Origin of the sequence: Pseudomonas umsongensis (assembly GCF_002236105.1) — a bacterium.
GTDB lineage: Bacteria > Pseudomonadota > Gammaproteobacteria > Pseudomonadales > Pseudomonadaceae > Aquipseudomonas > Aquipseudomonas umsongensis.
The window spans coordinates 130,756-143,584 of record NZ_NIWU01000006.1; the positions used below are offsets into that span (position 1 = coordinate 130,756).

11 protein-coding genes and 1 pseudogene are annotated in these 12,829 nt (G+C 60.2%); 6 read left to right on the forward strand and 6 right to left on the reverse strand.

Annotation, left to right across the window (positions count from 1 at the left end; translation table 11 throughout):
* The first annotated feature begins 59 nt into the window (after positions 1–59).
* The 3 genes from PSUM_RS25010 to PSUM_RS25020 all read left to right on the forward strand — a co-directional run bounded on the left by PSUM_RS25010 (position 60) and on the right by PSUM_RS25020 (position 2,474).
* The gene (locus PSUM_RS25010) at positions 60–971 is read left to right on the forward strand and encodes a LysR family transcriptional regulator (RefSeq protein WP_033040933.1); all 912 of its coding nucleotides are present in this window, start codon (positions 60–62) and stop codon (positions 969–971) included.
* A 202-nt stretch (positions 972–1,173) separates the two neighbouring features.
* Positions 1,174–1,623, forward strand: a complete 450-nt coding sequence (gene aroQ / locus PSUM_RS25015) for a type II 3-dehydroquinate dehydratase (protein ID WP_020798694.1) — start codon at positions 1,174–1,176, stop codon at positions 1,621–1,623.
* Positions 1,620–2,474 carry a shikimate dehydrogenase gene (locus tag PSUM_RS25020; protein ID WP_033040935.1) on the forward strand — a complete coding sequence of 285 codons (855 nt, stop codon included), beginning with the start codon at positions 1,620–1,622 and terminating at the stop codon, positions 2,472–2,474. Before aroQ ends, PSUM_RS25020 begins: the two co-directional genes overlap by 4 nt.
* 94 nt (positions 2,475–2,568) lie before the next feature.
* Here the strand turns inward: PSUM_RS25020 and PSUM_RS25025 are convergent, their stop codons facing one another.
* Both PSUM_RS25025 and quiC read right to left on the reverse strand, forming a co-directional pair.
* Positions 2,569–3,246, reverse strand: coding sequence for a TetR/AcrR family transcriptional regulator (locus PSUM_RS25025; RefSeq protein WP_020798696.1), 678 nt, complete (start codon positions 3,244–3,246; stop codon positions 2,569–2,571).
* Positions 3,247–3,348: 102 nt separating this feature from the next.
* Positions 3,349–5,250, reverse strand: coding sequence for a 3-dehydroshikimate dehydratase QuiC (gene quiC / locus PSUM_RS25030; RefSeq protein WP_020798697.1), 1,902 nt, complete (start codon positions 5,248–5,250; stop codon positions 3,349–3,351).
* A 595-nt stretch (positions 5,251–5,845) separates the two neighbouring features.
* Here quiC and PSUM_RS25040 point away from each other — a divergent pair.
* The 3 genes and pseudogenes from PSUM_RS25040 (at position 5,846) to PSUM_RS32710 (ending at position 8,904) form a co-directional block, all read left to right on the forward strand.
* Positions 5,846–7,183, forward strand: coding sequence for an MFS transporter (locus PSUM_RS25040; protein ID WP_083349778.1), 1,338 nt, complete (start codon positions 5,846–5,848; stop codon positions 7,181–7,183).
* A gap of 98 nt (positions 7,184–7,281) precedes the next feature.
* Positions 7,282–8,049: pseudogene (locus tag PSUM_RS32705) on the forward strand (MCP four helix bundle domain-containing protein); the annotation flags it as partial.
* Between the two features lie 66 nt (positions 8,050–8,115).
* Positions 8,116–8,904, forward strand: a complete 789-nt coding sequence (locus PSUM_RS32710) for a methyl-accepting chemotaxis protein (protein ID WP_428839170.1) — start codon at positions 8,116–8,118, stop codon at positions 8,902–8,904.
* 6 nt (positions 8,905–8,910) lie between these two features.
* Here PSUM_RS32710 and PSUM_RS25050 read toward each other — a convergent pair whose 3' ends face one another.
* The 4 genes from PSUM_RS25050 to PSUM_RS25065 form a co-directional block, all read right to left on the reverse strand.
* Entirely contained in the window at positions 8,911–9,789 is an 879-nt protein-coding gene (locus PSUM_RS25050) for a DMT family transporter (RefSeq protein ID WP_020798701.1), read from the reverse strand.
* Between the two features lie 128 nt (positions 9,790–9,917).
* On the reverse strand, positions 9,918–10,733 hold the full coding sequence (locus PSUM_RS25055) for a sugar phosphate isomerase/epimerase family protein (protein ID WP_020798702.1): 816 nt from the start codon (positions 10,731–10,733) through the stop codon (positions 9,918–9,920).
* Between the two features lie 2 nt (positions 10,734–10,735).
* Complete coding sequence (locus PSUM_RS25060) at positions 10,736–11,791, reverse strand: Gfo/Idh/MocA family protein (protein ID WP_033043181.1); 1,056 nt, start codon at positions 11,789–11,791, stop codon at positions 10,736–10,738.
* 242 nt (positions 11,792–12,033) lie between these two features.
* The gene (locus PSUM_RS25065; protein ID WP_020798704.1) at positions 12,034–12,810 is read right to left on the reverse strand and encodes an IclR family transcriptional regulator; all 777 of its coding nucleotides are present in this window, start codon (positions 12,808–12,810) and stop codon (positions 12,034–12,036) included.
* Positions 12,811–12,829 lie beyond the last annotated feature (19 nt).

The following is a 12,829-nucleotide window of genomic DNA, read 5'->3' on the forward strand; positions in this document are numbered from 1 at the left end:
TACGGGCATTTGATAAATACTCATTCACAGACTTCATTTGATCCCCGGTGTAATCAATCATGCAGCGACAATTCGACGATCTTCAACTGGGCAGCATCGAGCTGTTTTGCCTGGCTGCCGAAGCTGGCAGCTTCACTGCCGCAGCGCTGGTGGCAGGGGTCACGCCGGCCGCGGTGAGCCGCTCGGTGTCGCGCATGGAAGAACGCCTGGGCGTGCGGCTGTTTGCGCGCACCACTCGCAGCGTAAACCTGACCGACAGTGGTCGGCGCTACTACGAAGAATGCCGCCAGGCATTGGCGCAACTGGTGGAAGCCCAGCGCGAAGTCATGGGCCAGCAACAGGTACCGTCAGGCACCCTGCGCATCAGTATCCCGACCACCTATGCCCATCACCGCATCCTGCCGTTGCTACCTGCCTTTCGTGCGCGTTTTCCGGCGGTGAAGGTCGAGTCGCACATCAGTAACCGCAACATCGATTTCGTTGGTGAAGGCTATGACATGGCGATTCGCGTGCGCGCGATTCCCGATTCCGGCCTGATCGCGCGGCAGCTGGAAGACGCCGCGCTGGTGATGATTGCCAGCCCTGAATACCTCAAGCGTGCCGGTACGCCGCAAACCCTCGACGACCTGCAACAGCACGAATGCATTCAGTACGAACTGCCCAGCAGTGGCCGACGCATTGCCTGGTTGTTCAGCGACAACGGCGTGCAACGGGAGATTCTGGCCGAGGGCAACTTCGTTTGTTCCGACGATGTGTTAGGTGGCGTCACCCTGGCGAAACATGGTGCAGGGTTGTTTCAGACCTATCGCTTTATCGTCGAAAAGGAATTGGCCGATGGCTCGCTGGTGGAAGTGCTCAAACCTTATGGGGGGCGTTCCCGGCCGTTTACCCTTCTCTACCCGCAAAGTCGCCACATGCCCCTGCGGTTACGGGCATTCATTGATTTCCTGGTCGAGCATTTGCCTCGTTAAAAGATCGCAGCCCGCGGCAGCTCCTCCAGGGAACGGGTTTCAAATATAGAGGCACCGCAGGCTTCGATCTTTTTTGTCCGATCACCGCACACATTACGCCCACCAGCGGGCTGTCCAATTGACCATATTAACCATCTGGTACATTTTATCTCCACAGGCTGAAACATCGGCCAATGCCAAAAATAATATGTGGAGAACACTGATGCCCCCTATCATTCTGGTACTCAACGGCCCGAATCTGAACCTGCTTGGCACCCGCGAACCGGCGACCTATGGCCATGAAACCCTGGCAGATGTTTCCGCGCTGTGCGGCCAAGCCGCCGAAGAGTTCGGCCTGGCGGTGGAGTTTCGCCAGACCAACCACGAAGGCGAACTGCTCGACTGGATTCATGCCGCCCGCGGCCGTTGTGCCGGGATCGTGATCAATCCCGCCGCCTGGACGCACACCTCGGTGGCGATCCGCGACGCGCTGGTCGCCAGCGAACTGCCGGTGATCGAAGTACACCTATCCAACGTTCACGCCCGCGAGCCTTTCCGTCACCACTCCTTCGTCTCGGCCATTGCAACGGCGGTAATGGCTGGCTTCGGTAGCCATGGCTATCGCCTGGCCCTGGAGCATTTCAGCCAGCGTCTGAAGGGGCAAGCAGCATGAACCAGAACCAAACGGTATTGGCCGGACTGATCGGCGCCGGCATCCAGGCGTCCCGTACCCCGGCGCTGCACGAGCACGAGGGCGACGCCCAGGGCATGCGTTATCTCTATCGACTGATCGACCTCGATCAGTTGCAACTCGACAGCAACGCCCTGCCCGACCTGTTGACGGCCGCCGAGCGCATGAACTTCACTGGCCTGAACATCACCTTTCCGTGCAAGCAGGCGATCATCCCGCTGCTCGACGAGTTATCGCCAGAAGCCCGGGGCATTGGCGCGGTGAACACCGTGGTGCTGAAGGACGGCAAGCGCATCGGCCACAACACCGATTGCCTGGGGTTTGCCGAAGGTTTTCGCCGTGGTTTGCAGGGCGTTGCCGTTGAGCGCGTCGTACAAATGGGCGCCGGTGGCGCTGGCGCGGCCGTGGCTCACGCGTTGCTGAGCGAAGGCGTACGACAATTGAGTATTTTCGATGTGGAAATCAGTCGCGCGCAGAGCCTGGCTGACAATCTCAACCAGCATTTCGGCAGTAACCGCGCAGTGGCCGGCCATGATTTGGCACTAACCCTGGCCGAGGCTGATGGCCTGGTCAATACCACCCCCATGGGCATGAAAAAACTGCCAGGCATGCCGGTGCCGGTCGAGTTGCTTCGAGCTCAATTGTGGGTGGCGGAGATTGTTTACTTCCCACTGGAAACCGAACTGCTGCGCAATGCCCGCGCACTGGGTTGCCGTACGCTCGATGGCGGGAACATGGCCGTGTTCCAGGCGGTGAAGGCGTTCGAATTGTTCAGCGGCGTGGTGCCGGATGCGCAGCGGATGCTGGAGCATTTCCAGAGCATGAATGGCTGATGCAATTTATAGGAGCCAGCTTGCTGGCGATGGCGATCATACGGACGCTATCGCCAGCAAGCCGGCTCCTATAAAGGAGATTCACCCAGCTTAATTACGCCTGCAGGTATCTCAGAACGGACTCGCAAATCATCTCCCGATGACGCTGCTTGATGCTTTCGTCCGGCAAGTCGATCTGGAAGATCTCGCCGAAGGTATGGCGGTTCGACACGCGATAGAAGCAGAACGAACTGATCAGCAAATGCACGTCCAGCGGGTCGAGGCCGGTGCGGAACAGCCCCTGTTCGGCACCGCGACGCAGGATCTCGCCCAGTGAATCGAGGATGGTGTTGTTCATCGCCTTGATCGCATCGGAGCGTTTCACGAATTCGGCGTTGTGAATGTTCTCGATGCTGACGATACGCACGAAATCGACATTGCGATCATGGTGATCGAAGGTGAACTCCACCAGACGCCGAATCGCCTCCACCGGCGCCAACTCCGCCAGGTGCAGGCGATTTTCGGTGCTGCGGATATCGCCGTAGAGTTTCTCCAGCACCTCGACGTAGAGCTGCTCCTTACTGCCGAAGTAGTAATAGATCATGCGCTTTGACGTGTGGATGCGCTCAGCGATGGCATCGACGCGAGCCCCGGACAGCCCTTGCTGAACGAACTCGACTATCGCTTCTTGCAAAATGTTCTCCCGGGTTTTCTCCGGGTTGTTCTTGCGACTCTTGCGCGGCTCGGCAATCGGTTGATCAGTTGCTGCGGAGAGTTCTGAAGTTATTGTCATTGCGGGCTCACGGCCATCACTGCACAGGCTGGCGATTATGAGCCGCGCCGCACAGTGAAGGAAGCCGTGCGGCAGCGGTTTGTCGGCGTAGTTACGATTTTCCTACAACTTTGCCTGACGCACGGCACCGCTGCGGGATTTGGCCATGGCCGCCAAGCGTACCGCCACGTTGGCCGCACCGTAACCGGCATAACCGTTCTTGCGCTGAATGATCTCGAAGAAAAACCGCCCCTCGAACGGCTCGGTGTACACGTGGAACAGTTCACCGCCCTGGGCATCACGGTCGTACAGCACGTTGTAATAGGCCAGCTCGCTAAGGAATTCGTCATCGAAATCGAAGCGTGCCGCCAGGTCATCGTAATAGTTGAGCGGAATATCCAACAGCGGCACGCCTGCCGCTTTCGCCCGACTGACTTCGGTAAAGATGTCGTCGCAATCAAACGCGATGTGGTGCACGCCGGAGCCGCGATAACTCGACAACGCGTGTGAAATGGCGGTGTTGCGGTTTTCGGAAATATTCAGCGGCAGACGGATCGAACTGTCGCGACTGCGCAGCGCGCGGCTCTTCACCAGACCATAGGGATCGGGCAGCACCACTTCGTCGTCAGCCTCGAAATCCAGCAGGCTCTTGTAGAACAGCACCCAACTGTCGAGGCTGTCGGCGGGCAGCGCCATGGCCATGTGGTCGATGCGCTTGAGGCCGCCGCTGCTCACCGCAGCCGGCTGCAGGTTGAAGTCGGTCCCATAGACATCGGCGTCTTGATCGACGAGGTAAATCAGGCTGCCATCCGGCGCGCGCACGGCGGCCAGTTCCAGTTCATTGGGGCCGACCAGTCCGCGATACGGCTGGCCTTTGTAGGCCACCGCCCGGGCCAGCGCGCTGGCACTGTCCTTGACTCGCACGGCAGTGGCGCACAGCGATGGTCCGTGCGCCTCGAAGAAACTGTGGCCGAACGAGTAAGGTTCCGAGTTGAGGATCAGGTTGATATCGCCCTGGCGCAGCAGGCTGACGCTCTTGGAGCGATGCTGCCCGGCCTTGACGAAACCCAGCCGCTCCAGCCAATGGGAGAGCTTGGCGCCGAGGCTTTCGTCCACGGCGAATTCGAGAAACTCGATGCCGTTGTATTCGCTGGCCTTCGGTGTCTCGAACAGGATCTCGGGGTTGCCGGCAGGCTTGGCCTCCTGGGCCAGGCGCTCGCGGGTTTTCTCTTCCAGGTACAGCAACGAGCGCAAGCCGTCAGCAGCGTTGGCCCGTGGCGGTGCGGCGCGGAAACCGTCGTTGAAGATCTCCAGCGACAATGGCCCGGTGTAGCCACTCTTGATGATCGGCGCGAGGAAACCAGGCAAATCGAATTCGCCCTGGCCCGGGAAGCAACGGAAATGCCGGCTCCACTCAAGCACATCCATGGCCAGGATCGGTGCATCGGCCATTTGCACGAAGAAAATCTTGTCGCCGGGAATCTCGGCGATAGCGCTCGGATCGCCCTTGAGCGACAGCGTATGGAAACTGTCGAGCAACACGCCGAGGCTCGGGTGATCGGCCTGACGGACGATGTTCCAGACTTGCTGGTAGGTGTTTACGTGACGCCCCCAAGCCAGCGCTTCGTAACCGATGCGCAGACCGCGCGCGCCAGCGTGTTCAGCCAGCAGGCGCAAATCATCGACTAAAACCTGTTCATCACCGATGGAATCGGCCGAGGCGTTGCTGCACACCAGCACCAGGTCGGTGCCCAGCTCCTGCATCAGGTCGAACTTGCGCTCGGCCCGCTCCAGATTGCGTGACAAGCGATCACGGCGGCAGCCTTCGAAGTCCCGAAACGGTTGAAACAGGGTGATGGCGATCCCGAGATCGGCACACATCTGTTTAATTTCCCGCGGGCTGCCGTCGTAGTAGAGAAGGTCGTTCTCGAAGATCTCGACGCCATCGAAACCGGCGGCGGCAATGGCTTCGAGTTTTTCCGGCAGGGTACCGCTCAAGGACACGGTGGCAATGGAACGCTGCATTTTTTCGACTCCCGGTGGTGGAGGCAATCTTGTTAGGGGCATCGCACGCTTGGCTCTGTGTAGGAGCTGCCGGAGGCTGCGATCTTTTGACTTGGCTTATTAAGATCAAAAGATCGCAGCCTTCGGCAGCTCCTACGGAGATCGCGTTTAGCTTTGAGTGAATTATTGGCTGCACGATCTCACACAGCAATTTAAAGTGTACTACCCAGTTAGTTTTGCGTGCGATTATCGAACAAAATGGGCTTTAGCGAATTGACGATTTTTTGCTCAATGCGCAACATCAACACCACATTGAGTCCGGTCAACCACCGACGGCCTCAGTTACCAACGACCCTGAACACCACATAAAAATTTCAAAAACCGGGTATATGCTCATGCGCTCATTCAACGCCTCGTTCACTCGAACCACCGTCATTACGCCCTGCCTGGCGTCCATCCGAACCTTGCGCACCGCCGGCACTCCCGTGCCGCTCGCTGAATAAACCGTCAGCCGACGAAACCAGCCGATCAGTCCTGCGCCCATCGCCATCGATTGATCACGCGCCCTTGAAGTCCCGACGAGCCTTGCTTGTCAGTCATTGAACGGATGGCACATATGAATCCTGCACCTAGCTCACGCATGGCTCCGGCCATGAGCGCTGCCTCTGGCGGCATCGGCGACAAAATCCGCGGCGCCATGGCTGTCGGCAAAACCCGTTGGGGCATGCTGGCACTGGTGTTTTTCGCCACTACCCTGAACTACATCGACCGCGCCGCCCTCGGCGTCATGCAGCCCATCCTGGCCAAGGAAATGAGCTGGACGGCGATGGACTACGCCAACATCAACTTCTGGTTCCAGGTCGGCTACGCCATCGGTTTCGTGCTGCAAGGCCGCTTGATCGACCGGGTCGGCGTCAAGCGCGTATTCTTCTGCGCCGTGCTGCTGTGGAGCCTGGCGACGGGCGCCCACGGCCTGGCCACTTCGGCGGTCGGCTTCATGGTCTGCCGCTTCATTCTCGGCCTGACTGAAGCCGCTAACTACCCGGCCTGTGTGAAAACCACGCGCCTGTGGTTCCCGGCTGGCGAGCGCGCCGTGGCCACCGGCATTTTCAACGCCGGTACCAACGTCGGTGCGATGTTCACTCCGATGCTGCTGCCGCTGATCCTCCATGTCTGGGGCTGGCAGGCTGCGTTCCTGTGCATGTCGGCGCTGGGCGGGATCTGGCTGGTGTTCTGGGGCCTGAAGTACTTCAACCCGGAAGATCACCCACGCGTCAAACAATCGGAACTGGACTACATCCAGAACGAAGTGGAACCGGAACAAGCCCGCGTACCCTTCTCGAAGATCCTGCGCATGCGCGGCACCTGGGCCTTCGCCCTCGCCTACTCGATCACGGCGCCGGTGTTCTGGTTCTACCTGTACTGGCTGCCACCGTTCCTCAATCAGCAATACAACCTGGGCATCAACGTGACCCAGATGGGCATTCCGCTGATCATCATCTACCTCACCGCCGACTTCGGCAGTGTCGGCGGCGGGATCCTGTCCTCGTTCCTGATCGGTCGCGGCGTCAACCCAATCAAGGCGCGCCTGATGTCCATGTTCCTGTTCGCCTGCTGCATCATCGGCGTGATCATGGCCGCCGGCTCCAGCAATCTGTGGGTGGCGGTAGCCGCGATCTCCTTGGCCATCGGTGCGCACCAGGCCTGGACCGCGAACATCTGGAGCCTGGTGATGGACTACACGCCCAAGCACATGATGAGTACCGTGTTCGGCTTCGGCGGCATGTGTGCGGCGATTGGCGGGATGTTCATGACCCAGTTGGTCGGCCACATCCTGACCATCACCAACAACAACTACACCGTGTTGTTCACCCTGATCCCGGCGATGTACTTCATCGCGCTGACCTGGATGTACTTCATGGCACCGCGCAAGATCCCGAAAGTAGAAGACTGATGTTCCCTCGGCGCAGGCCCGGATTCGGGCCTGCGCTTTTTTTGTGCCTGTTTTTTATGAATCCGTGAATGTTCGTTCATCGCCAAGGAGGTGAAACCATGTCGCCAGGTCACTTGAGCATCGCCAAGCGCGCCACGATCAGCTTCGGCCTAATCGCCTTGCTGGTCCTGTTGCAAGGTTTGTTCGCTCTCAAGCAGGTCGCCGAAGTACGCGCCACCGGCCAGCACACCGAGAACGTCTCCCTGCCCAGCACCCGTTATCTGGGTGAAATTCGCGACTACGTCCTGAGCATTCGCGTACTCAGCCTGCGCATGGCGCTCAATCGCGAGCCCAAGGTGCTCGACGCGACCGTCACGCGCCTGCATCAAGTGCAGGGCTGGCTTGCCCAGGCACTGGAAAAGTTCACCCCGCTCGTAGGCGACTACAACCGGGTGCCGTACGAAAATTTCGTGGCGACGGTCACCCGCTACCGCGAGGCGCTGGCGCAATACGAACGCCTGTCGCAGGCAAACCGCCTCGACGAAATGACCGCACTGCTCAATGGCGAAATCCAGGACTACTCGACTCGCAGCGGCGACCAGTTCGCCGAACTGGTCGCGCTTACCGCCGACGAAGTCAGTCAGTCCGCCGCGCAAGCCGACACGCTCTATGGCCAGGTGAAAATCACGGTGATCGGGGCCTTGCTGGGCGTGTCGCTGCTGACCGTTATGCTCGCCTGGCTGCTGATCCGCAGTATCGTGGCGCCCATCCGCCAGGCGGTGGCAGTGGCCGAGCAAGTGGCGGCCGGCGATCTCGGCACACCGATACACAGCCAGGGTGGCGATGAAACCGCGCGCCTGCTCACCGCCCTGTCGATCATGCAGACCAGCCTGCGCGAAACCCTGCAGCGAATCAGCACCGCGTCGAACCAGTTGAATGCAGCCGCCGAGCAAATGCAGCAGAGCACCCACGAGGATTCCGGGCGACTGCAGCAGCAACACAACGAAATCGAACAAGCCGCCACCGCGGTCAATGAGATGACGGTCGCGGTGGAAGAAGTCGCACGCAATGCCGTGTCGACGTCTGACAGCACGCGTCAGTCGACACAGCAGGCCAGCCAGGGCCAGGTGCGGGTCATCGAGACACTGGACTCGATTCAGGCCATGAGCGCCGATGCCGGCATCGCCCTGCAACAGGTACAAACCCTGGCCGAGCAATCCCGGGAAATCGGCAAGGTGCTCGACGTGATTCGCGCCATCGCCGAACAGACCAACCTGCTGGCGCTCAATGCCGCGATCGAGGCGGCACGGGCCGGGGAAGCCGGGCGTGGTTTTGCGGTGGTCGCCGATGAAGTGCGCGCACTGGCCCATCGCACCCAGCAATCGACCCGGGAAATCGAACAGATGATCGGCCGGGTCCAGGGCGATACCGAGAGTGTGGTGCAGTCGATGCATGGCAACAGTCAGCGCGTCGCCGCCACCCTGTCGATTGCCGAAGAAGCTGGCCTCGCGCTGGCGCAAATCACCCGGGCCATGGAGCAGATCCACGAGCGCAACCTGGTGATCGCAAGCGCATCGCAAGAGCAATCCGCCGTGGCCCGCGAAGTGGACAGGAATCTGCTGAACATCCGCGACCTGTCACTGCAAAGTGCCGATGCTTCGACCCGCACCAGCGCCACCAGCCAACAACTGTCGCAATTGGCTGCAGGCCTGCAGAACCTGGTGCTGCGCTTCAGGTTCTGAGTGACCTCAACGGCGGCTTTGTTGCCATGCCGCCGCCAGGCCACTGCAGCAAATTATGGCGATCCCGACGATGGTGGTCAGGGTCGGCGTGTGGGAAAACAGCAGCCAGCCCAGCAGGCCGGCAAACACGATCTGGCAATAGCTGAAGGGTGCCAGCAAGGCCGGCGCCGCATGGCGGAAGGCCTGGGTCAAGAACAGGTGCGCGGTCATGCCGCAGGCACCCAGCGCCAGCATCATTGCGCCGTGCAGCAAGGTCGGCACCTGCCAGAAGAACGGCACCAGTGCACTCATGACCAAGGTGTTGCACAGCCCGGCAAAAAAGTTGCTGGTGGTCGGGCTGTCGATCTCACTGAGCTTGCGGGTCAGCAGTTGGTAGAAGCAGAAAAACAGCGCCGAGCACAATGGCAGCAGCACCGCCGGGGTGAACAAATCACCACCGGGATGGACGATGACCAGCACCCCGATAAACCCGCAAATCACCGCCAGCCATTGGCCTCGGGTGACCTTCTCCCCCAGCAACGGCACCGACAATGCCGTGACCAGCACCGGCGCCAGGAAGTTGACCGAGGTTGCCTCGGCCAGCGGGATGTACATCAACCCCGTGGTGAAAAAAAGGCTGGTACCCAGCAGGCACAACGCCCGAACCAGTTGCAGCAGCGGCCGCTTGGTACGCAGCACACGCAGCCCGGATTGCGGCAGGAATATCCCCGCCATCAGCAAGGTATGCACCACATAACGCGCCCAGACCACCATGACAATCGGATAGAACCCGGAAAGGTACTTCGATATGGCGTCATGGCTGGAAAACAGGAAGGTTGCGACAACGATCAGCAGGATCCCTTTGAAGGGTTTGTTGACGCCGGAAAGCGGGGTGCTGACGGTCATTGGGGTTCCTTTGTGTACATCAAAAGTCAAAGCCTCACAGGCAAGCCACGCCCCCAGGAATCAGCAAAGAATCTGTGGGAGCGTGGCTTGGCCTGGGCGGCACTCCGACGATAGGTGCGCAGCACCGCTTACAGCCGCGCCAACAATTCGCGGGTTTTATCCAACGCCATTTGCGCTCGTTCCAATCCGCTCACGCCCTGCTCAAGCAGTCGCACGGTGGGAATCTCCAGGCTCAATGGAATGTTAGCCGGCAAACACCGCAACAGCCCCGGCAGATCACAATCGCCGTCGCCGGGAAAACGCCGTTCATTACGCGCCTGCCGCAAGATCTCTGCCATGTCTTGCGGCCTGGGACCCGCCACGTCACACAACTGCGCATACCGTAACCGCGAGGGGGCAACCCTGGCCAGATCTTCCAGCCGCGATCCAGAGCGATCGAAGTGAAAGGCGTCGACCAGCACCGCCGCGTTTTCGCGCTCAGCCTTTTCCACGATGCGCACGGCTTGCTGCAAATCGCGCGCGTCGGTCCAGGGCATGAACTCCAGGTGCGGATGCAACCCGTAAGGCGCCGCCAGATCACACAGCCGGGCAAAATTCTCTGTCATTCGTTGCTCGTCAGGATCGTTACCCGCCACCAGCAATTCACTGGCACCGAATTCGGCACCCACTGCCAGCACCCGCTCGAAATCGGCAACAACGGTGTCCGGTTTCAGCCGCAGGATCTCGACATCCAGGACACGAATGCCGGTATCGCGCAGACGTGCCAGGGTCTGGCGCCGCAGCTCTTCATCGGCCACCAACGCGAAATGGTGTTCCTCTGGCGTCGCTGGCACCAGGCGTAAGCCGACATGACTGTAACCGGCCCGTGCCGCGACTTCGACCATGTCCGGTGGTGACAACTCCAGCACAGTCAGACTGGCCAGGGAAAAGATTCGTTCACTCATGGTCAATCCTCGATCAAGGCCGGTGCGCAGGCGCGCCCGGTTTCAGCGGCTTGGCGAATCGCCTCGACCAGCGCCAGGGTGCGGGCTGCATCGGCGGCACTCACCAGCGGTTCGACCTCCCCACGTGCAACGCGCACGAAGTGTTGCAACTGCAAGCGCAGCGCTTGATCGACACTGAAAGGCTCGTCAGTCGAGACCAGGGGTTGATGCCATCCACCGTCCGCTTGCGTGTAGTGCCAATGCTTGAGCTGCGGGATGCTCAGCGCCCCAGCGGTTCCCGCCAGCAAATAGCACGGTTGATCGGCCTGGCGTGGATACACCGGGTTCTCCCCCGAGCCCAGCTCCCAGCTCCAGGGTGCCGCCACCGCATCGGACCCGGTCAGGCTGCCCAGCGCACCGTTGTCGAATTGCAACAGCACCGCCGCGCAATCCTCATTGGCAAACCCCCGAACGGAATTACTGGTGATGGCCTGCACCTGGCGAACTTCACCACACAGATGCCTGAGCAGATCCAGGTCGTGGATCAGGTTGGTCAACAACATGCCCGCACCGGGTTCACGGCGCCAGGCCGTTTCGAAATAGCTATCGGGCTTGCGCAATTGCCAGAGAGCGGTGACGGTGCTCAATCGGCCCAACGCGCCGCTGTGGACAAGTTCATGGGCGCGGACGATCAACGGATTGTGGCGTCGATGATGACCGACCAACACCGCAACACCGCTCGATTTAGAGGCAGTCACCAGCTCACGGGCCTCATCCAGGTGCACGCCCACCGGCTTTTCCAGCAACACCGGTACGCCGGCAGCCAGGCAATCGAGTGCGGTGTTGACGTGCAGCACGTTCGGGTTGGCGATAATGACGGCCGCAGGCTTCGCCTGCTCCAGCATCTGAAGATGATCGGCGAAATACTCCACCCCCCATTCCTTCGCGAGACCCGATGCGTGCGGACCGGGGTCGGCCACTGCGCACAAAGTCGCTTCATTGAGGGTTTTCAGCTGCTGGTAATGCTGTTGGCCCATATTGCCAGTGCCGATAAGGGCTATTCGCAATGGTGAACTCAAGGTGCGGTCCTCTTGTGATTGTTGTTGAAAGGTTCGACATCAACAATTTAGAACCGAGTTCCAGATTCTTACACACGCGCACATTGAAAGTGTTCGAACAGCGCACAGCTTTAAAAAGCTCAACACAGATCAAATGTGAGAGCGGGCTTGCTCGCGAATGCGGTGTGTCATACAGCTTAAATATTGACTGACGCTCCGTCGTTCGCGAGCAAGCCCGCTCCCACAGGGGTTTTGTAGAGGCTTTAGCTAAATAGTTCTGAGGCCAGACTCGCGGCCGACAACTCCTCGGTAAACGCTAACAACAACGGTGCCAATTCATGCAGCCGCGCCCCCGGCATCCGCGCACTCGGCCCGGCGATGCTGAGCACGCCGATCACCCGGCCATCACCGGGATGACGCACCACCGCGGCAATCGCCGAGGTACCTACCGCAGAACTTTCCTCGACACAGGCGTAGCCCTGCTCCCGTGCCAGACGCAAGCGTTCAAGCAATTCAATGTTGGACCTTGGGGCATTCGGGCCTAGCTCCAGCGGCGGGGCCGCTGCCTGGCGCTCCACCAGCGACAACGCTTCGGCATCGCTCATGCACGCCAGCCAGGCATGGCCGGAAGCGGTATAGAACAGCGGCGCATCCCGGCCCATATCGGGGTCATAACGCAGGCCGGAACGAGCCCCCTGGGACTTGGCGATCCAGGTCTGGCGCTCGCCTTCGATCACTCCCAGACGCACCAGTTCGCCGGTTTCCTGAGCCAACCGGTCGAGCACCGGTTGCACGATATCGGCGCCGCTGCTCGACAGATAGCGGAAACCCATCGCCACCAACCGGGTCGACAAGTGGTAGCGCAAATTTTCTGGATTCTGCCGCACGTAGCCGAGGCGGATCAGCTCGGCAAGCAAGCGGTGGGTAGCACTCTTGGGGATGTCCAACTGCTCCGCCAGCACCTGCATCGGCAGGCCACGAGGGTCGCTGGTGAGGCTTTCCAGCACACTGAAAACACGTTCGATCTGACTGCCAGCCATGGGGATGTCCACGCAAAAT

What these genes read in the sequence shown, in the direction of transcription:
- PSUM_RS25010 (WP_033040933.1), top strand. Translation starts at nt 60, where the DNA reads ATGCAGCGACAATTCGACGATCTTCAACTGGGCAGCATCGAGCTGTTT.
- aroQ (WP_020798694.1), top strand. Translation starts at nt 1,174, where the DNA reads ATGCCCCCTATCATTCTGGTACTCAACGGCCCGAATCTGAACCTGCTT.
- PSUM_RS25020 (WP_033040935.1), top strand. Translation starts at nt 1,620, where the DNA reads ATGAACCAGAACCAAACGGTATTGGCCGGACTGATCGGCGCCGGCATC.
- PSUM_RS25025 (WP_020798696.1), bottom strand. Translation starts at nt 3,246, where the DNA reads ATGACAATAACTTCAGAACTCTCCGCAGCAACTGATCAACCGATTGCC.
- quiC (WP_020798697.1), bottom strand. Translation starts at nt 5,250, where the DNA reads ATGCAGCGTTCCATTGCCACCGTGTCCTTGAGCGGTACCCTGCCGGAA.
- PSUM_RS25040 (WP_083349778.1), top strand. Translation starts at nt 5,846, where the DNA reads ATGAATCCTGCACCTAGCTCACGCATGGCTCCGGCCATGAGCGCTGCC.
- PSUM_RS32710 (WP_428839170.1), top strand. Translation starts at nt 8,116, where the DNA reads ATGCAGCAGAGCACCCACGAGGATTCCGGGCGACTGCAGCAGCAACAC.
- PSUM_RS25050 (WP_020798701.1), bottom strand. Translation starts at nt 9,789, where the DNA reads ATGACCGTCAGCACCCCGCTTTCCGGCGTCAACAAACCCTTCAAAGGG.
- PSUM_RS25055 (WP_020798702.1), bottom strand. Translation starts at nt 10,733, where the DNA reads ATGAGTGAACGAATCTTTTCCCTGGCCAGTCTGACTGTGCTGGAGTTG.
- PSUM_RS25065 (WP_020798704.1), bottom strand. Translation starts at nt 12,810, where the DNA reads ATGGCTGGCAGTCAGATCGAACGTGTTTTCAGTGTGCTGGAAAGCCTC.